Source organism: Klebsiella sp. LY (assembly GCF_004010915.1).
Classification (GTDB): Bacteria; Pseudomonadota; Gammaproteobacteria; order Enterobacterales; family Enterobacteriaceae; genus Klebsiella; species Klebsiella quasipneumoniae.
In genome coordinates, this window is record NZ_CP022441.1 from 174,407 (window position 1) to 194,568 (window position 20,162).

Genomic DNA, 20,162 nt, shown 5'->3' on the forward strand with positions numbered 1-20,162 from the left:
TGGTTTTTATGAGTGAATATAAGTTTATTTGAGTTGCGGAAATTCAACTATAAATCCAGATGAACCAACAACACCATTAATACCAGGGAATATTGGGATCACTACATCGTTTCCAACAGCACCTAAATCTATTTGAATTTCCTTTGTTTCTCCAGGGGCTACAACATTGCCAATAACACTAATTGGGAATGCTGAATCACCCCTTACAGTAATTAGTGCTGTTTGGACGCCTTTTGCAAGCGAACCATCATTACGACGCAACTGGCTTGCTTTAAGAACGGCTAATGGCTCACCAGAAGATAATTTTATCGCCTTATTGACTGCCAGGGTATTTAGTTTATCAAGAACAATAAGGTTCTTAGGGTAGTAGGCAAAGCGGATAGATTTAGATGACATGTTACCTGCATCATCTATAGCTTTAACTAAAAGGGTGTATTTATCTGTTGTTTCATCGAGAGACGGAAATAATCTTGGATAGAGTGGGGTATAGGTTCCATCCGTATTTTTAGTAAAACCTAATTCAACATCATCAGATGTAGGTCCGCCTTGAAGAACCATTTGGTAAATCTTCGATTCGCTCAATGAATCAGTTACAGATACTGATATGTTTTCTAATCCGTACACCGTACTTTCAGATATTAGAGGTGCGCCATCATAAGAGATAGAGAGAGAAGGGGGCGTTTTATCCACAACAATAGACTTAAAAGGAAGTTGGGAAGTATTATTAAATGTATCTTTTGCTCTGAATGCAAGATCATACTTCCCTTCTGGTAACTTCGATAAATCAAGGGCATAGGTATAATCATCACCTGACATTGCCACTTTTGAACCGGCTAAAAGTGACGTTCCAGATAATGTGTCAAAAAGTTCGACACTAGCTAACCTCAATACTTCTCTCCAGTTACCATTACCAGGTTGAGTAACATAGACCAGAATAGATTTATTAGCTTCTCTATAATCAAATCCTGTAATTTTTGGAATTAAATCTGTATTCCAAATACTTCTAATTTCAAATTGGTCGGAAGTTAATTTCTTATCAGGACTGCGCACTAAGAAATAATGCGCAATGTAACCATTTCCTTTATTAATTTTGTAGGAAAAAGTTCCAGTGCATGTTGTTTCTCCAACGGGTATTGAGCAGACTTCCCTTGCTTGTGTTGCATTGTAAAAAGATTGTACATAATCCCTTGCGTCAACAGTTATAGATGCAGTTTGATATTCACCAGGCAGTTCTTCATTTTTAAAAAGCTTCTGACCATAGTCAAAACTGCCTACTGTTGAGAAAGTCATTAGTCTTGATCTGATTACTGGTGATTTTGGAGCGTTCTCTCCCAGTTTAACGTTATATGAAGAATTTCCTCCGCCATATTGATATCCGTTATGAATAACAAATGATGTTCCAACAGGAATAGTCTGCTTGATATAAACGTAACCATTAGATTCAGTTAATAGGGAACCAAAAGATAATCCCGCTTTATTATTTGCACGATAATTTGTCCTTGGTAATCTATAAATAAGAGTAACTGGGTTTGTATCTACAGTCATACCAGCAGTGTATTTAACATATCCTTTTTCGAAACCAGGTATGACGCTTGTTGTAGCAGTTGGATCTTCTACTGCAAATAATTCACTTTCTCCCGGCGATGAGTCGAATACAAAGGTCTGGTCTGGAACCTGAGAGACGTTGCCAGCTTTATCATAGAGTAAGCCGCGAAATTTAAAGTCAGTATCAGCGTCTGAAACAGGCATCCAGTCAGCTTTATTCATGCCACTTTTAGTAATAGGGGCTGTTGCACCTTTAGAGCCTTCATCGTAAGACATTGTATAACTTGAGTATACGGAGCCACCGGGTTTAATGATCTGAACTACCGCTTTATCAAAACCTGACAAATCATTGATGTTTTTGACAGCGAGGTAAATTATAGATTCCTGACCACGTCCAAGTTCCCATCGAGAACCTGATACCACCATGTCATAACCTGGTACCCATGGAAACGAAAAGTTATCAGACGTAGGCCCCACGGTATCAATAAAAACAGGGTGAGTTGTTGTTGATACCACAGCTGATTTTGAGTCTAAAATTTCGGATTTGATGGTGTAGCGGCCATCACTAAGAGGGGGGATCGTGACAGATTTACCGTAGAAACTATTGCCGCTTGAAGACGAGATTCGGTCATCAACAGTAATGATGCCGGTTGTAGTGCTATAAATGGAGCTGTTATCTTCATCGCGAGAAACGGAGATACGGATTTGTTGATCTAACCCTCCAATGAGAAGGGCGTTAAAATTGCCCTGGGGGTTAAGATATGGGGCGCTTTCTGAGACACTTTTATGGACCCCGTTAATATCGGTAAAGGTGTACTCGTATACACGTGAGTGCGCAACGGATAACACACCGGAAGCCAACGTAAGGCCTACAGCTATAGCAGTACGATTTAAGAATAGTGGTAAATTCATAATGAACCTTTTTATGAGGGAGGCCGCGAAAGTAACTTTTCAAAGACACTCATAGGTCTATATGAGAATAATATCATGCAAAATTTTTGGGTTTTCCCGATAAGGGGAGTAAATAAAAAAATGTCACCATCTTTTGACAGTGACATTGTGCATTTGAGGGTTAGTGGATTTCTGAAAGGATTCGCTCAGCGACTGCAATTTGTTTAGCAGAAAGTTGACGACCGCTTTGAATGGTAAGTGTAAGAATCTTAAGGAATGGATTTTTATCAGTTGCTGATATGATTTTATGCTCCAGTGGAGTTAAATTATCCATCCTTTGCCGCCGCCAGGTGGTTGAAGTTACAACTTTTTGAGCTGCTGAATAATTCTTTTTGAAAAGCTCTTTCAGGGTATAACATTCTTTAATTAAGGTGCCTTGTTTACCAGTACCTTTACAGGAAGTACATGCACCAGTAGAGTTTGCATAGCTCAAACGATGACGGCCGGACCCTTTACAATATGAACATGAATAACTTTTTTCATACCGGGCGGAGCCATTGAACTCATGAATATTGAAAACAAATTTTTCATCAATTAACTGACCGTCAACAGAAAACCATTGCTCATTTGAATGTTTCATTGAATCCCCCCCCTAGCGTTTGTAGATGACACCATTAAATCAAATAAAAACGCCTTGTATAGACCCTATTTTTAAAACATGAGAGAGAAGGGTGGGGTTATATTTTTAGTATTAGTCATAAACATTCAGAAAATTTAAAAATATAATATTTATCCAGTGTTTATTAAATGAAGGATTGCTAGATTATTGATATGTATTGAATTTTGGGATGATTGCATCACCCCTGCAGTTATGAAGGGAAAAAATTACGGCAGACCTCAATCCTCTTCTGGATCAGCAAGAGGAAAATTATTCATGATGACAGGAGGGACCGTAACAGCTACAGGCTCGCCATTTTCAGGAAACGGGGGAATGCCATCCATTTCAGCGCATTTAAAATCAGACATAGTTAGATCCTCCAGCATTTAGTGATACCAAGTAAACACATTTCATACAGCAGAATGCAAATTTAGCAATGAAAATTCTTTATTCTGATTGCTTGAAGGTTGATCGTTCAAGGGTTCATTTGTTGCTTCATCAGAAGCAGGTATTGTATTGTTCTCAACATCAGCTGCCTGAGTCGAATGTGAAAGTTTGCCCTTAGTCGTTTTCCTTTGAAGTTTCACCTCGTGATCTAGAACTGAGGCTTCTGACTGTAAAATCAGCTCAATTAAATGCTTGTCGAGCTCAATTGGTATTTTTTCGTTCGGACCAAATTGTTCAAGATCAAACTCAGCCGGAAGCGAGGCCCGTAACCTTTTTGAAACCTCTTTAGAACTGGCCGCAAGATTCTGGGCTAATTTACGAGGGATGGGTTGAAAACCCAATGATTTTTTAGTGATCCTGACAGATTTACGAGAGTTTGGTGCAGTCATTACTTCAGAAACATTCAGAGGAAGTGAGTCACCCTCTTTTGAATTAGCTATGACCTGGAGCTTTGCGTTTAATTCTCCCCGGATTTTCTCCAGCGCTTCCTTTTCGCCCAGGTCACGAATTAATTCCAGACAGAGTGTGTAAGAAATAACTTCCTGAGTAATTAAAATTTTCAGCTCATCATCGATAGTCGCAAGAGAAATAAGTTGCCTCACGGCCATTTCGGAAATATTCTCACGCTGCGCTACCATGTCTACCGACATCCCGGCGTCATTAACTAGTCTGATATAGGCAACTCCACGTCCAACAGGACAAAGCTGCAATGATTTCGCCCCATCCAATGAATGCCATTCCTGCTCGATCTCGTCTCCCTGAAATTCCCTCAATCTAATTAGAATCGGCAGACCAGATTCCTTTAGCGCTAGCAGGGCTGCTCGTGTACGACAGTTCCCCTGACGGACTAAGGGCCGACCTTCTACAATCACAACTGTAATAGGATCAATATCGGCCCCGCTTAAAAATGCGGCTTTCAGATTCTGTATATGTTGAGAAGGTTTAGGTAGTTGGTAGTAAGCCTCTCCCAGGCCCATCTCACGGCAGTTCCAGTTTGGCACTAATCCTAATGCCCGGGGATCAATCAGAAATGGCTGACCATTAACTGCTTTATGGCAAATGTCGGGGTTTGCGTCACTAAATTCACGCAAATTTTTGACAGTCCGACCGCTCCGTACTGTGGAGATAAAAAAATCAGCTTCTCTATTTATCTTCATTTTATGACCTTTGAGCAATTCAACCCAGAAATTAGACTCTACAGTAATTTTCTGTAAAAACTTCTCGCTAGGTGGTTAAAACTGCTAGTGAGCGATTTTTTTCGAAAGTTACTTTTTTTTGAAAATCACAATGGACTAACACCCTCAACAAAAACGCTAATACTATGAATATCAAACAATTTTCTTTTCTTTGTGTAAGTGATAAATCCAAATCGACCTAGTAACTGTACGTGTTTAAATGTTGCTGGAGCGATTTCGGAAAGGGATTTGACTTCTTTTTCCGAAAGTAACTTTTGGTGAAGGTCAAAAACCTCGGGCCGTTTGGCAAAAAAAAGCGTTGTCAGAAAAACTGATACTGCATTAGTCAGTCCCAACAGAGTCGTGACAATCCTGGGATTAACAGTAAAACTAACCCGGTTGACCGCATCACAATCAACATTGTGACTGATTTCTGAAAATACAGCGCAGGTCTGACGAATATTATCTGTTTGTATCTCTATCCTGAACTCAATCATCATCAACAAAAAGAACAAAACCTCACCCGGGGTATAACAAATTTTACGCAGACCTATAGCCTCTGAAACTCTGTCTGTTTTTTCTATCAGTTCGCCAAGAGAAAAACAGAATTGAAGGCCTTGTTCGGTTGGTTGTCTTGCGTTCAAGTCCAGCAAAATGGCAAACCACAAAGGTTGATATCGGCCATGCATAATCGGCCCTGTCAAAAAGACCTTATCCTGAGAAAAGTTACTTTTATCTTTAGAGAGCAGGGGAGTGATTTCACTTGAAGTGAAATCAACTTTAGTCTGGTCACAGGTTAAGGATAACTTGTGGTTTTTTCTAAAGAAATCCTGCAATAGCTGAATCTCTGGCAATTTATTATTTCGAAGCATAAAGAGTAACAAGTACCTCTGTAAAGCTTGAGGGATTTCTGTTGTCAGCCACTTATAAATCTCCAGGTGAAGTATTGACAATTTTAACCTGCAATATACTCATATTATTGATCCAGAGTCGTTTAACTACCTGAATGTTGCAACGTAGAATATCCCCGGGACTATGTCGGGATGGATTCGAATCATAGGCAATAAAATGCCGGTGGTCAGTGGTTTCCAACAGTAATGAGGAAAAGCTCTCGATAGAAAACTTACGAGTTAGCACCTCAATTTTTCTAACGGTGAGATCGAGATTTAAACAGGCCCCGATTTTTGCGTTATAAGGTCTGACCGTCAGGCTGGCAACCGTTTTATGTTCTTGTTGAGTTGGCCGCAGACACCTATATTGCAATTTGGTAGGAAAGTTACTTTTATCCAAAACCTGGACCAGTGAAGAATGGAAATGATTTTTACCCTGATTGGAAGTCGATAATCTGATTTCCAGCCACTTTCTAATTAGGGTCTGCTCAGGTGATATAAATGGAAATTTTAGCGAATTTTTGGCAGCCCACTCATACACAGGAATAACTTTTTCCAATACAGCAGGGAGTACGCCGGTGCCAGAGCAATGATTGCAATTAATACCAGAACCTAGACAGTCCGGACAGGGCCGCTGGATTTCAATAAATCCGGCAGAATTCGGCTCAGTGTCACAAATGATTTCGTTGTTGGTCGTTATCCACATATATATCTCCCCTCAGATATTCCATATCCTATCAGGAAAAGATCGCCAGGTAAGGGGGTATTTTTTTGACATTAGAAAACGACATTGCTGGCTGGAATTGGAAATAATTCCGATTAACCCTGTAGATTTGAAGACTATTAATCAAAAATTTTTGAATGCTGGAACGTGTTCGTCAACCAATACGCTAACCTGTTTAGGTTGACTCTGTACCGGTATTACGGAAACGTTTGATTCTAGGACGTTCTTTATCTGCCTGATATTTATAGCAAAAATTTTACTGACCCAATCCGAATCGATTTTTGCGAAAATTTCTGATTCGGTCAGTTTTGAGTTGCGAATAATACGACGGGTTACGAAAATACTAAGACCGTCAAGATTACAGCTCATGGTTAAGATATTGTTATTTAAGGAAATTTTAAGGTCTAAACCCAAAACCGAAATAAGCTTGATTTTCATGATATTCCATTCACGACACACTTCAGAGTATTCCTAAATTTACATTTTGAAATGAAGGTTGTGAAGAGGGAAAGGTTGCATTTTTTGGCATATATAGCAGATTATATCCCGATAAGGTAGATGCAACCGCTTGCTTTCAGATAATTACTCTGATTGTGATATGAAAACACCAAAATTCAATAAGTTATATTGAACACAGAATCTTCAAATTTTCTCCATTTTCTTAATTTTTTGAGCATTTTTCAGAGAAAACCGGACCAAAATACATGAAAACTACCAATTATAGTATCCCGGTAGTAAACCTGATATCTGACGTCTATGTTTGTTAGCCACAAAAGTGACTTTTGTTGCTGTCCTGACTGAGGCAATTACAGAAGTTGGGTTTAAGCCCCCGACCAAAGGTGAGTTAAAAGTGACTTTTCTCAATTCGATTGGGTTGTAACAACACGAAAGTGACTTTTTTGAACGCGAAAAATGCATTTTTCCATTTCAGAAAGTGCCTTTTGAAACATAATACCGAAAAGGTGATTTTGGATGCAAAATTGAACAGATGTCGGTGTTGAAAATTAATCACAATAAAATCATGTGGTTATCTTTGGTTGTGTGGTTACCTATGCCCATATAGAAAGGATTTATTTCACCCATAGGATGACTTTTTAAGCTTTGCGAAAAAGTGACTTTAATGGGTCCTGCCATTTCCCCGTTTTTTTATAAAAAAAATGTTCTATAGATTCGAAATTAAAAATTAACCCTGGGTATTCTCAAATTGCTGGTTAGCGCCAGAAAACCTAAACCAATTTTTGCATTCAGGAGTTTCACAATGATCCAGAAATCTATGGCTATGAACGGTACTGCTGCCTTCACCCTGTCTGACAACCTGCGTAATATGGTCAGCAATAAAGTGTTCCAGGTATTTGTAGCTCTGCTGTGCGCTGCGTTGTTTTCCTCTATTGCCCTAGCGGGCGGTGACGATGGCGCTCTGGGTGAAATCTGGACCCAGCTGTCTGAAGCATTAAGCGGTGCGCCAGGTAAAGCACTGGCCGCGTGTATGCTGTTCTCTGCGTTTTATTTCTCTATCGGTCGTCCGAACCCAGGCCTGGCGCTGGTTTCCTTCCTCATGATGATGATCCTTGCGAATGGCGAAAAAATCATCTCCGGTTTCCTGGATGCAGGTGTTGCGCTGTAAAAATAAATTTTGCTAAAAACGCAAAACAACAATTAGGGGACGAAAGTCCCCTTTTTATTACCTGTACAATAGAGACCATGTTCAGAAATGGTGCTAAGTAAATGGATAACAATTACACATACCGATTTCCATACCGGATTAATCTACCTTTGCTGATATTGTTTTTTGATGCCAAGCAGATCGGCGTAGTTATGGGCCTTCTTGCGTTCGGGAATATTTTTGAATGTATGTCCATTGCATCAGTTACCGCAGTTGTTTACTGGATTGCATACAACAAAGCAAAGGAAAGCGCGGTGCGGGGAAGACTGAAACACAAACTTTGGTGGAATGGTTTTCTGCCGGGAAGAACTGTTTTCCAGAGTCGATATTTTTCTGACCCTTTTATGCGAGTGCTGTACAGCTAAATTAATCCCGGAGAAGTAATGAGCGAGAAAAAGTCACTTTTAGAAAACGTCATGAACTTCTTCAGGTTTGTGCCTAAGAAGAAGGTAGCTGATAAATCAAAGGATGATGAGGCTGATGATGTCCAGGTTGAAAAGGCAGAAAGTTATAGCACTGACAAAATGCAGCGTCCTAAGTCGATCCTGAATTTATCAAAAGAGCTCGAAACTCCCAAAATAGGGAAAAAAACGGGTGCTGAACTGACCTATAGCCAGTTAATTCAACGGGACAAAAAGTTAATTTTTAACAACGGACTTTTGACCGTGATTGCTGGTCTCTTGGTTATCAAAGTTGTTTTTTTTTCAACCACAGAGATCATTGCTATACCTCCAGATATGACTGAGGAAGTATCCGTTGCTGGCAGTAAAGCTAGTGAGTCATATAAGACGCAATGGGGCCTATTTATAGCAACCACATTGGGCAACATAAACCCCAAGAACGTGAATTTCGTTACTGGTTATATTTTAAAAATGTTTCCAGCATCTAAGCAGTCAGCTTTAGAAGCTGAGCTCAAAAAAGCCTCTGATTTAATGCTGGCGAGGAAAGTTGATCAGACCTTTGTTGCAGAGGATGTGAGCTTTCTTCCGGGTGATAACGTTCTTTATGTCTGGGGAACCCGTAAAACGAAATTCCTTAACGTTTCTGATAAAGAACAATCTGAGCGTTGGACCTTTGAGATGGTTTTGAGCGTCAAAAGCGGACGGCCTCGAATCCTTTACCTGAACCAGTATTCAGGTACCCCAAATATCAAAAAAGTAACAGTTAACGGGAAGGTATTGGAAAAAGAGTTTACTGAAAATACCGACATGATCCAGCAACAGAACGAAGCAGAAGCCCAATAATATGAAAAGAAAACTTTTAGGACTACTAATCACATTAAACGTGCTGGCTCCAGTTGTTCATGCTGATGAACCGTTCAGTATTCCTGCGTCAGCAGTAAATACCCAAGCCTTTGATGAGCCGCCTGACTCGGCCAAAGCAATGGATATTGTGACCAATGCCGTTAAACAAGTGCCAGGAGCCTTGGCAGTTACCCAACCTCCTATAAACAGTAACCAGCCACCGATTAATCCAAATCGCCCGACTACTGCTATTCCTGCTGCTCCAGGGCTATCCCAGACTAGCGCTTCTTCTGCTGCTGTTCGTTCAATGACCGATTCGTTAATGAACAATGCACCCTCGGAAGGACCTGGTCAAAAGGCAGTCAATGAGGCTAAGAAGCGTTATCAACCAATGCAAAACGTTACTGTACCTCCAGGGGGAAATATTGTTCTTCCTGTTTCATTAGGTTTACAAAACCGCATCCAGACTTCATTTAAGAACGTAAGTGTTTCAACAACCGCACCTTCAGAAGATACAACTATCTATGTTGAAGGTGGCAGTGTCTTCATTACGACAGTAAAAGATGCCCCTGTAGGCATTATGCTGGCCGAAGAAGGGGTGCCAGAATCAACTTATAACCTGACGCTGATTCCTATAGATGTGCCCGGAGCCATGATTCGTGTTCAAACTCAGTTAACGCAAAACATGGCTATTGAACGTGATCGCCATATAGCTTCCAACACGAATAAAGTGCTGCTGGAGCAAGCACAATCTGGTGAGCTTGACGAAAAAGCGATTGCTCAGGATGATCGTAAGCAGAGGATCATCGATATCCTTTATCCGGTTGCTAATGGTGAAGTACCAACCGGTTTTGCACTTCAGTTGGATAAACTCTCGGTTATCCCTAATAACGAAAAATCACCTTGCCGATTTAACTTTTATGCGAAGCTTGGTCAACGCCTTATCGGTGCTCGTGAACTTGTAGATGTCGTTCTTGTTCAAAATAACCTGACTTATCCAGCGGTTGTTGATGACCAAAAATGCATTACGCCAGGTGTTATTGCCACTGCGATTTTTGATAAAGCATTCTTGCAACCTGGTGAAAAAACAGAGCTGTATATTCTTCGTGACAAACTCTACCAGGAGCGAGAGTCACGTGTAACTAAACGGCCAAGTCTGATTAATGAATGAGAAAGAAAAGTAACTTTTCAGTATTCGCTTGGGTCATTTTGTTCAGTGTTGGTTTAGGCGTTGGTTTTTTTATCGGAAATGTCCAAAAGGAACGATCTGAGCTGGTTCAGATTTTGCCCACGGAATATACAGTGCAAGAAACCGAACTCCCTGAATTTGATGATTTTAAGGTTTATGACTCGGACATATTGCTTTCTGACGAAGTTATAGCTCGTGAGAAAAATATTGACTTAAGCAAGGGTAAAAAATCCGATGAAAAAATCATCACTCTAACTGAGCCGGATGGGTCCAGGACTCATGAACAAGCAAGAGAGAACCCTCAAATTGAACTGGAGAGTGAGAGTCAGTTCTATGAGCATCTTGAAAATAACGTGTTCAAAAATTTACGGGCTGAGCCTCCTTACTCTGTACCGCAAATAGATGAAAAGATCAGGTCATTGAGGGTAAAGAGATATTTACCTCCAGGTAATAAAGGTCAACATAATGAAAACTTTGAAGCTGAAGGAATTGTGGGCAGAAAATAAAGCCATTCGAATGGCTTTTCTACTCATCGTAGCATTTGGGGCTCTTGTGATGGCGACTCTCACGCTTATGGGGGGAGATGATTCAAACCAGAAATCAAAAAAAATTAAGCCAGTTACTAACCTTCTGGATACTTCTTCTATCCACAATATGGATGAAGAGGGACAGAAGCGTTTTCTGCAAACTGTTCAACAGGAAAACCGTAAAGACCAACAATCCATGTTGGATCAGGTTAAGCAGATGGAGAAATATAAGTCTGAAAATTCCAGTGAGATAAGTGAGCTAAAAGCGCAACTTAAGCAGCTGAACCAACAAATTTCAGATATGCAGAATGGTAAGGGCCCGGCAAGTAATCGTAGCCTCGATAACCGCGTAGGCCAGCAGGCCAATGACAATCAGCAGCAAAATCCAGCCTATCAGCTTAATGGTGATGCGGTGGCAAATCGCAATCAGGAAATACCAGTCGCAGGCGGTATCTCACCTCAACGTACCCAGCTGGTGCGCACAATTACCAGTAACAGCATTACCACTGCCAATAACGGTGTCCTTGAAGTGACACCAATTGTTGAAAAGAACATTACGAACGCTAACCAAAAGCGAGTTGTTAAAGCCGGAGCGCCTGCCGTGGCAGGTGATGGCACTAAGCCAATAGATAGCAATGCACGTCACTCAAAACGCTCTGAAGACCAGTATTTGCCTGCTACTTCCCAACTTTATGCAGTTCTGGTGACAGGTGTGGAAGCGCCGACATCATTATCGTCTCAGGAGGAACCGTTGGGAGTAACGTTCAGGGTTAAACGCGATGTTTTCTTACCCAATAACTACAGAATGGATCTTCGTGATTGTAACCTCCTGGGTACCGCTCGTGGAGATATGGCCTCTGAACGAGTCTATATCCGCACAACAAGTCTGAGCTGTGTAAATTCCAAAGGGAAAAGCTTTGATATCAAACTGGAGGCATACGCAGTTAGTGAAATCGACGGAAAAGCCGGTATCAAAGGTACGCTTATCTCCCGAAACGGTAACGCTATTATGGGTAGTGCCTTAGCCGGTGGCCTTAGCGCGCTGGCGCAGGGACTGAGCCCAAGCAAAGTTAGTCAGCTGAATATCGATCCTAACTCACAAGCACAATTCCAGGGACCTAACATTGGTGCTCTTGGCGCTGTGAGCGCAAGTGGTATGGTCTCGGGAGGATTAAACAAGCTGACAGACTGGTATACCCACATAATTGATCAGCAGTGGCCGGTTGTAGAGCTTTCTCCGGGTATTAATGCGACTTTTGTCGTCCTTAACGGTGCATCCATTCCAACCAATTTAGCGGCGAAATAAACATGACTGAACCAAGAAAAGATGATGACACAAATGACGCTGATTTTGAAAAAAGTGAAGTTGAAAGTGAACAGAAAAAGATGACATTTTCTGTCTCATATTCATTCATCGAAAAGACAGTCAAAGTCATCATAGTTGCCGCTGTCCTGACATGCATTGGGCTGTTTATCGGTAAGCACCTTAATAAGGGGACCAGCCTGTTTAATGACAGTGTGAAAATTGCTGTTCTTAACCCTTCGGCATTAAACGAACAGTATTTAAAGGCACATAACGGAAATAATGAAGGCTACCTTCCTTATATCCGCAAGCTTATGGCGCTGTACAGGGCGCGTGATTTCCTTGTTCTGGATATGAGTTACGTCATTACGCGGCCATCAACAGTAAGTGAAGTTGCTTACATAAATGAGTCCGAACTTGAAAGTGAGCTGACTGAATTTGGCATAGACCCTAAGTATTTTGAGGGTAAGCAGTAATCATGAAAAAGTTACTTTTCAAATCACTTGCGTTTATTGCACTGCTCAATTCAGCTCATTCTATTGCCTCTGATAAATATGATGCTGACGCGGCCGCGTTAACCCGTGCAGCTGCTGACAACGGACTGGCTTTAAATCAGTCACAACGCGGATTAGTCAGCCAGCTTGGTTCTTACAAACCAACTGATGCAATCTACTTACCGACTGGTGGGCTTTTCTTGTTTGAGGATCAACGTAGTGGTCTCACACTAGTTACCACTACGGGCCGTTACTCTTTTTCAGAAGGTAAGGCTTACGATGTGCTCCGAAAAAAACAGGTACAGTCGATAGCTGATATCCGGGAAAGTTACTTTCTGCCGTTGAGCGAAGCACCGTTTAAGCCTGAGGATGCCTTTACTATCCAGTTCGGTAATCCTGCCCTTAAACGTCAGGCGGTTATCTTCATTACTCTTGATTGTGCTGATTGTATTAATTTCCTGAAAAAGATGAATGAAGACAGGCAAGCAGTGCGTTTTGATATTGTCATCCTACCGAGTCCCGGCGAAGCGGCTAAACGTGTTAAGCAAATGTGGTGTTCTGTAAAAGCGGGGAAGGTATCTAATTACGATATTCTTCAGTCGTTATTAGGTAAATCACAGGATATAAATAGCCGTCTTATCCCTCATGAAAGCCTGAAAGATTGTTCAGTAGAACCAATCGTAACTGGTTTATATCTGGCCTCTGTCTATAACGTTCAGGGGATGCCTTCTGTGATCCGTGAAGACGGACTTTTGGGCAATGGCTTACCGACTGATTATAAGGGATGGTTGAAATTGAATTTACAACCGTTGCTTAAAAACCCTTTTGATAAATAAGGCGTACATATGAATAACATCACGAAATTACTCATGTCTGTTGCTGCGGTGACTACTTTATCTGGTTGCATCGGTCAATCTGAGAGCTCATGCCCGGGTATTGAAAAAGGCGTTCTGTGTATGGGCCCCCGGGCAATTATGGAAGCCACTAACAATCACGACGATCTAAAGTATTTAAAAAAGGAAGGTGATGGGGGAAAGCAGGATATTGCGGATAGTAAGTATCCAACATCCTTAACTCCACCGCCAGGCGTTCAGTACCCACAAAAACCAGTGGTTAGCACTGGCCCTAAACCGTTGTTCTCCGGAACACCCCAGCCGGTGAAACCACTGACAACGGCAAGTTATGTGTCGCAACAGCAGGTACCAGCAGGTAAAGGCCTGTATTCAGAGTTTGACGGTAAGCCTGTAAACCCAACGCTGAGCTCATATCAGGAGCGTCAGTATCAGGTACAGGGGACCCGACAGGCTGTTATCGCTCCGGAACCTCTGGCCGTGTTAAGGCAAGGGAAGGTCATGCGTGTTCTTATTGCACCTTACACTGACGATAACGACGCACTTAACCTCCCTGGTTATGTATATGTCAACGTCAAACCTCAAACGTGGGTTGCTGGTGATTCAGCATTGAAAAACCCGGCCCGAATTGTGCCGCTGGAAGTTCAGGATAGCGCTCGTAACAACATGCAGCAGCAGCAACGCAGCACTAAAGGCGTAACGGCGAACGGAGTCACCGGTAGTTCTTTCTAGCCGATCCAATGAATGTATATAGAGTTCCACGGAATGTAAGGAAAAAGTATGAACAACTCACGTCTCGCAAAAGAACTGGAAAGATATAACTTAGGTCACTTCATTCCGGTGGTCGACAGAATGGTGGATGCGCCTTATTTTTTGCTGGAAGATAATGCAGTAGGCTTCTTTTTTGTCTGCAACCCGTCACCTGGATTATATGATAACCAACAAAACCTGATGACGGATCTGTTTAAAATGGATTTCCCTGCTGAGTCCATTATGCAAATGACATTGACAGCGTTACCTGATGTCAATACTTCATTGTCCCGATGGTTACGCCGACGCGGTAACAGAATGGGGGGGCGGGATAACGAAAAAGCTGACCTGCTGACTGTATACTCACTCGACTATCTGACGAAAAGCCAATATGATCCGTTGAAGGTTGCTGATGGTATAAAAATCACTCAGGCCGATGAGTTAAAGCTCAGGAATTTCGAATTATGGGTAACCGTGCGGATACCTATTAAGGGTTTCTCGCCAAGCGAATCCGAAGCAATGCGACTCGATGCACTGTTTAAAGACCTTCTGGCAAAACTGAAAGGGTTAACCCTTTCTCCAATTATAGGTGACGCTGATATGTGGTTATACAGCGTTGATAAAATATTGAACCCAGGCAAAGACTCCAGATGGAAATATGGCGGTCTTGAATCCAGTTCATTAATGCCACTTAACAAACAGGTCAACATTCCAGGCCGGAAGTATGAGGTAGGGGAAGATTATTTTTCCTCATTGACCTCTGATGGTGATGAAACGGCTCAGCGTTATTTCAAGCACCTGTCTATGACTAAATTTCCTGAATATGTCAATTTTGGGGCCATTTATGAGCTCGTGGTTGACTGGATGACTGGAAGTAAAACCATTTTTTCACCATTCATTATCAATTACTGCGTCCAGTTTCCATATCAAAAGAAAATACAGAAAGAATATCTGCGTTATAAGGCAATTACAGATAACCAGTCAAAAATTCCAATTGTCCTAAAATATCTACCTCGTCTCGCCGATATGGATAAAGATTACTCGGCTTTGACAAGAGAGCTGGAAGATAAAGCAAAATTACTACAGACGTACATGACATTTATTGTCATGGACAACACTCTGGAAAAAGTGAAAACGGCTGCAAAAAGTCTGATGAGCTACTACAGTGAGAAAAAAATAATTGTAGCAGATGACAGTTATATTTGCTTCTCAGGCGTAATGTCAGCTTTACCGTTATGTAATGACCCATCTACATTCAGAGATATGGATCGTGGAGATGTCATGACGAACACGGGCGCTGCTCACTTAGCTCCTATTTTCGGGCCGTGGAAAGGAAACTCTGCGAATCCGGTTATACCCTTTGTAACACGCGAAGGGCAGCTGGTCATGATTGATATTTTTGAAACATCTGCTAGTTACAACGTATGCGTAGGCGCAACATCCGGGGCAGGTAAATCATTTGCAGCAAACAACATTATTCTTAACTATCTGTGTTCTGGTGAGCATATAAACCCGCTCTACCATTTTGATGATGTGCGTCAAATACTTACTTCCGACAAGTTCGCTCCACCGCTGGATCTGAATGGCAAATTTAATGCGTCACCAGATGGCGCTCAGGTGTTTGTCGTCGATATAGGTCGCTCATATCAGGGTCTTGCTGAACAGTTTGAAGATTCCCAGTTTATCGATTTTGGCGTTGATGCTACTTTTTCTCTTAACCCATTCGCTTTTATGGTTAAGAAATACACTGGTGATGAAAATCTGGATGGAATCGCGAAAGGGGAAGATGACACAAACAAGGAATCGGATCTGATTTCACAAACTATTATGGTTCTTAATCAGATTAAATTGATGGCATCCAGTAGTGGTAATATTACAGATTACCAGGAAGCTGAAATGCTTCGCCTAATTATAGAAGAGGCTAAATCACCTGAGGATAATTATTTACCATCTGTCACCGGGTTTGCCATAAAGTGTAAAAACCACTCGAAACAAGAGATTAAAGATATTGGTGTGCAGTTGGGGCCGTGGTGCGAGGACGGTATTTATGGGCGCAGGTTCACCACATCATTGCCACCAATTGATTTTGATAGCCGGTTTATTGTACTTGAGCTGGAAGAGCTTAAACCTACCCCTCATTTACAGTGGGTTGTGCTGATGTCGATTATTCAGGCTGCTCAACATGCTATGTTTATTAAGAAGGATGGACGTCGGCGGTTATTCATTCTTGATGAAGCGTGGGAATATATCGGTGAAAGTAACGGTGATGACGCTGCTGTGAATTTCTTTACGAAATTCCTTGAAGCAGCATGGCGTCGTTTCCGTAAAACAAACTGTGCTGGTATCTGTATTACACAGAGCTTCGAAGATTTCTACAAGTCTCCAATTGGTATCGCAATTGCCAACAACTCGCCATGGAAATTTATCATGAAGCAGTCACCAGAGGCGATTGATTCCATGGAGAAGAACAAATACATTTCAGCATCCTCAGCAGAGTACGAAAGAATGAAGTTGATCAGGACTGAAAAGTTTGTTTTTTCGGAGATTATGATCCGTTTTGAGAATGTACAGCAAATCGTACGTCTTTATGTTGACCGTAAGATGGAACTTTGTTTTACAACTGACCCGGCAGACCGTCGCAAAATCTGGGACCTTATTAGTGACGGATATACATATGCGGAAGCAATTGACAGGGTTTACGAAGAAGAACTGATTCAGTTAGGTGTGAAAACACGGCAGGTAGCTTAAAAAGAAAAGGGGCGCTAAGGCCCCTTTTTTATTGCAGGATTACTGGTTGTGACATTACTGGCCGCAAATCAACAACTACTTTATCCCGAGCTTCATCGATATTTACACCTAACGGATACTCTCCCGGAAGAGCGCTTGTGACCACAACCGGCGGACTGTTCGTAAAGGCTCTCTCTGCTGTTGGCGCTGGTTTGTAAATCATGAGGGCTACATTTCGGTAGTCTTTATACAGGATACCGAAAGTCTTTCCTTCCTGCGTATCTGGTATCTCCACTTTAACGGGAGTCACACCGACTCTTTCCTTTGTAATCACATTAATGACCGCTGCACCCTGTGGATTGGAATCAATGGTGTAGGTAAAGGCCCAGGTTGGGACAGTTGTCATTGCTAAAGCGAATGCAGCTACGCTTATTTTCTTAATTCCACGAGCTATAAATAACGTCATTATATTCCTCATTTTCTTTTGCAGAAGTAAGTTTAAACTGCATCAACACTTCGAGAGGGACAGGTGTATCCTTTTTATTCCTGGATAACCCATTGAATTTATTGTTTACGAAAATCATCTTGATATCATCTGTATAGCACAGACCTAATAATGCAATGTTAGGAACCATATAGGTACTGACTGAGGCGGGAGGAATGAGTAACTCCTCTTGAGACTCATACCCGCATCGATTACCGTATAATGACAGTTTGTTGACAGTCATAAACTCATTATAACCATTTTCAATTAGAACATAGACTTCTATTCCAGCATTAACTACGCGGACAGTATAATTGCCTGAGACTTTTCCGGGCATATCAATAGTTTTAACAGGGCTATAGCTTATTGCAGGAAGCGTTTTATGCCAGCCCGGTGACTGTTGACATGCGGTAAGAAATAACGCGGCCAGAAGCATCAGGCTATTTTTTAACATGAGTCTCTCCGGAAATGCTTATAATTATTTGTTCGCGTGGATAGGCAATCAGTTTTCTAGTGAAGTATTGCGAACCTGCCAGCATATTGTTTCGTGAAATTATGTAGATTTCCTTATCAAAATTCACGGATGTAAATTGATTGACTTGTATTTTATAAAATCCTGTTTTAAGTTTCTTTATGTTTTTAAAATCCGATAAGCCAGTTACTTTGTCTTTGCTGGTCAGTGTTTTTTGCACTGGAGAATTTTTATAATCAATTATTTCTGTCAATTTTGCAGCGCTTATTTCTTTACCTGGTATAACGGTAAGAGCTTTGGGGGTGTCTTTCCCAATGATGTAGACCACGGGAATGAAATCATAGAATTTCGCGCCTTCTTTAATGTGCAGTATAACGTAGCTGCCTGGTTCTACCCAAATCAGATCTTTGCCTTCAGATGCCAACGTTGCGTGTCCATTCTTAACAATGACAGAATAATTAACTTCTGGTAGCGAAAGGATTAATGGGAACGATGCCGCCTGATTGCTAATCCGGATGTATTTCGCATCGTCGACTTTATTCTTAAAATAACTCGTTTTGCCTTTTACGGTTTCCTGGTGCTGGTCAACAATAACATCCGAACTGAGCTGAAGCTGAGAATCGGCCATAACATTACCTGCGGTGGGTAGCAACAAGAAAAGACATGCTAAAGCTCTAAAATTCATAGCAACTCCCGGATTCTGTTTCGGTAATGTCAATAAATCGAATTTTGAAGTCCAGTGGTGCAGCTGATAACCCATCCCAGTTGTTAGGGAAAAGACAAACAGTGGATTTAGCTAATGCAGCCTCACCTTTGAAAATCTGTCCTATGTGATCGGGTTGATGCGCACCTAAAACGACAAGTGATATGCCTTCTATTGAATTTCCTGATTCAAGGAAATACCGGCTTCTGGTGATGTTGCTCGCCATAATTCGAAGACTCTGATTATCCATTTTGTTTAAGGTAGCTATGATATCGCTCCAGTCCCGGCCATCCTGAGGGATATCGGAGGAGCCGATTATGTAATTACCAAGCCTTGTTTTGAGATTGATGAACAGTGGGTAGTCGATTTTGTAAATATCACGCTCAAGCAAAATTTGATCGTATGAGTCATGCCAGCTACCACCTAAACTTCTCCAGTGTTTACGAGTATGCGTATCTGGAAAGTACCGGAAGCTTTTCAGGTTCTTTTGAGTGATAGCATCAGTCATAAGCATTTCATGAAAACCTACCACCGTGAAAAAGTGTACTTTTCTGTCACCAAATTTTTTATAAACAACCGCTTCAAGCAGTTGGGGGGCAGACGGGCCCCAGTCAAATAAATTACCGGTTGTTATAATAACCACTTCATCGCCGGGCCGTGTCAGTTTTGAAAGCCCTTTGATTAATAATTCAAAGTGACCAAAAAGGTCACTGACGATTAGAATCCGTCCAGTGAAATCATTCAGGTCAATACTTAGATTTGAAAGAATAGTCATTTATCACCTCTGCTAGATCATACCTTTATGCGTGCGGAGATGAGGTCGCCAGCGAGCCAAAATGCTCTTTTTTTACTATTTTTTTTCATGACATAGTCAGATTTCTGTAAAAGTGACTTTTTTAGCTATTTATGAGAATCCTTACTAAGTAGAGTGAAAACAGGCGTGGCTAAAAAGTTATCAGAGGTCAGACCCCTTGTGCGTTGCCTTCATTCTCCGTCAGGGTTTAATCGCTCTCTTACTGGCACATCAAACGATAAAGAACCGAAGAGAAAGCATAACGTTTTGTATCGTCATGTAAGTTTAACGTGTTGTTTTACAAGGCGGTACATCAAAATCAAAGCGATGCATTTCCTGAATGCTTCAGTTTAAGGTCTCGCTATTCAATCCCAGTCCCAGTTTCTAATACGGGTTAAATTAGGCCAGTTCTGAAAAAAGTGACTTTTGTTGCATTTAAAAATGTGTCTTTGGATTGATGATTTTGTTGAACAAGTGAATAATACGTGCCATTTGCTGGTTTCAGCTCGTTTACGTTGAGCTTTTGAGTTTAAAAACTTCGAGGGATGGTTGCTTACATGTTAAGCTAAGATTAGATAAACCTATAGAGTCAGTGCGAAGGTTAAATTTTTTTACTCGCTCTGGTTAAGGTA

General features: G+C 41.4%; 21 protein-coding genes. 10 read left to right on the forward strand and 11 right to left on the reverse strand.

Annotation, left to right across the window (positions count from 1 at the left end):
- Positions 1–24 precede the first annotated feature (24 nt).
- From CE636_RS01060 to CE636_RS01085, 7 genes are all read right to left on the reverse strand, one after another.
- Positions 25–2,457 (reverse strand): Ig-like domain-containing protein, encoded by a 2,433-nt coding sequence (locus tag CE636_RS01060; protein ID WP_071600423.1) that lies wholly within the window; start codon positions 2,455–2,457, stop codon positions 25–27.
- Between the two features lie 160 nt (positions 2,458–2,617).
- Positions 2,618–3,076 carry a YuiA family protein gene (locus CE636_RS01065; RefSeq protein WP_024266375.1) on the reverse strand — a complete coding sequence of 153 codons (459 nt, stop codon included), beginning with the start codon at positions 3,074–3,076 and terminating at the stop codon, positions 2,618–2,620.
- 257 nt (positions 3,077–3,333) lie between these two features.
- A complete protein-coding gene (locus CE636_RS29510; RefSeq protein ID WP_254893490.1) occupies positions 3,334–3,462 on the reverse strand; it encodes a hypothetical protein in 129 nt (42 codons plus the stop codon).
- A gap of 42 nt (positions 3,463–3,504) precedes the next feature.
- Positions 3,505–4,692: a DNA-binding protein gene (locus tag CE636_RS01070; RefSeq protein ID WP_025999328.1), complete on the reverse strand. Its 1,188-nt coding sequence runs from the start codon at positions 4,690–4,692 to the stop codon at positions 3,505–3,507.
- Between the two features lie 131 nt (positions 4,693–4,823).
- Complete coding sequence (locus tag CE636_RS01075) at positions 4,824–5,669, reverse strand: hypothetical protein (protein ID WP_017901067.1); 846 nt, start codon at positions 5,667–5,669, stop codon at positions 4,824–4,826.
- Positions 5,641–6,312 carry a hypothetical protein gene (locus CE636_RS01080; RefSeq protein ID WP_024266371.1) on the reverse strand — a complete coding sequence of 224 codons (672 nt, stop codon included), beginning with the start codon at positions 6,310–6,312 and terminating at the stop codon, positions 5,641–5,643. The genes CE636_RS01075 and CE636_RS01080 overlap by 29 nt, the downstream gene beginning before the upstream one ends.
- A 141-nt stretch (positions 6,313–6,453) precedes the next feature.
- Positions 6,454–6,768, reverse strand: coding sequence for a hypothetical protein (locus CE636_RS01085; RefSeq protein ID WP_017901066.1), 315 nt, complete (start codon positions 6,766–6,768; stop codon positions 6,454–6,456).
- Between the two features lie 820 nt (positions 6,769–7,588).
- On the opposite strand from CE636_RS01085, the gene CE636_RS01090 reads away from it, so the two are divergent.
- The 10 genes from CE636_RS01090 to CE636_RS01135 all read left to right on the forward strand — a co-directional run bounded on the left by CE636_RS01090 (position 7,589) and on the right by CE636_RS01135 (position 17,099).
- A complete protein-coding gene (locus CE636_RS01090; protein ID WP_017901065.1) occupies positions 7,589–7,954 on the forward strand; it encodes a hypothetical protein in 366 nt (121 codons plus the stop codon).
- Positions 7,955–8,055: 101 nt separating this feature from the next.
- A complete protein-coding gene (locus CE636_RS01095) occupies positions 8,056–8,358 on the forward strand; it encodes a type IV conjugative transfer system protein TraL (protein WP_017901064.1) in 303 nt (100 codons plus the stop codon).
- Between the two features lie 18 nt (positions 8,359–8,376).
- Positions 8,377–9,237 carry a TraE/TraK family type IV conjugative transfer system protein gene (locus CE636_RS01100; protein WP_017901063.1) on the forward strand — a complete coding sequence of 287 codons (861 nt, stop codon included), beginning with the start codon at positions 8,377–8,379 and terminating at the stop codon, positions 9,235–9,237.
- Between the two features lies 1 nt (position 9,238).
- Positions 9,239–10,408 carry a TraK domain-containing protein gene (locus CE636_RS01105; RefSeq protein ID WP_014839954.1) on the forward strand — a complete coding sequence of 390 codons (1,170 nt, stop codon included), beginning with the start codon at positions 9,239–9,241 and terminating at the stop codon, positions 10,406–10,408.
- Positions 10,405–10,932 (forward strand): hypothetical protein, encoded by a 528-nt coding sequence (locus CE636_RS01110; RefSeq protein ID WP_017901061.1) that lies wholly within the window; start codon positions 10,405–10,407, stop codon positions 10,930–10,932. The genes CE636_RS01105 and CE636_RS01110 overlap by 4 nt, the downstream gene beginning before the upstream one ends.
- Positions 10,892–12,259 (forward strand): TrbI/VirB10 family protein, encoded by a 1,368-nt coding sequence (locus CE636_RS01115; protein ID WP_169516757.1) that lies wholly within the window; start codon positions 10,892–10,894, stop codon positions 12,257–12,259. The genes CE636_RS01110 and CE636_RS01115 overlap by 41 nt, the downstream gene beginning before the upstream one ends.
- Before the next feature lie 2 nt (positions 12,260–12,261).
- Positions 12,262–12,732, forward strand: coding sequence for a hypothetical protein (locus CE636_RS01120; RefSeq protein WP_014839953.1), 471 nt, complete (start codon positions 12,262–12,264; stop codon positions 12,730–12,732).
- A gap of 2 nt (positions 12,733–12,734) precedes the next feature.
- On the forward strand, positions 12,735–13,586 hold the full coding sequence (locus CE636_RS01125; RefSeq protein WP_017901059.1) for a disulfide isomerase: 852 nt from the start codon (positions 12,735–12,737) through the stop codon (positions 13,584–13,586).
- Between the two features lie 9 nt (positions 13,587–13,595).
- Positions 13,596–14,333, forward strand: coding sequence for a TraV family lipoprotein (locus CE636_RS01130; protein WP_014839952.1), 738 nt, complete (start codon positions 13,596–13,598; stop codon positions 14,331–14,333).
- A 48-nt stretch (positions 14,334–14,381) separates the two neighbouring features.
- Positions 14,382–17,099, forward strand: coding sequence for a TraC family protein (locus CE636_RS01135; RefSeq protein ID WP_017901057.1), 2,718 nt, complete (start codon positions 14,382–14,384; stop codon positions 17,097–17,099).
- Between the two features lie 28 nt (positions 17,100–17,127).
- Here CE636_RS01135 and CE636_RS01140 read toward each other — a convergent pair whose 3' ends face one another.
- Genes CE636_RS01140 through CE636_RS01155 form a run of 4 tightly spaced genes read right to left on the reverse strand, consistent with a single transcriptional unit; the run spans position 17,128 to position 19,512 of the window.
- Entirely contained in the window at positions 17,128–17,544 is a 417-nt protein-coding gene (locus tag CE636_RS01140) for a hypothetical protein (protein ID WP_014839951.1), read from the reverse strand.
- Positions 17,516–18,016 carry a hypothetical protein gene (locus tag CE636_RS01145; protein ID WP_014839950.1) on the reverse strand — a complete coding sequence of 167 codons (501 nt, stop codon included), beginning with the start codon at positions 18,014–18,016 and terminating at the stop codon, positions 17,516–17,518. Before CE636_RS01145 ends, CE636_RS01140 begins: the two co-directional genes overlap by 29 nt.
- Entirely contained in the window at positions 18,003–18,719 is a 717-nt protein-coding gene (locus CE636_RS01150; protein ID WP_025999326.1) for a hypothetical protein, read from the reverse strand. The genes CE636_RS01145 and CE636_RS01150 overlap by 14 nt, the downstream gene beginning before the upstream one ends.
- Complete coding sequence (locus CE636_RS01155; protein ID WP_014839949.1) at positions 18,709–19,512, reverse strand: metallophosphoesterase; 804 nt, start codon at positions 19,510–19,512, stop codon at positions 18,709–18,711. Before CE636_RS01155 ends, CE636_RS01150 begins: the two co-directional genes overlap by 11 nt.
- Between the last annotated feature and the right edge of the window lie 650 nt (positions 19,513–20,162).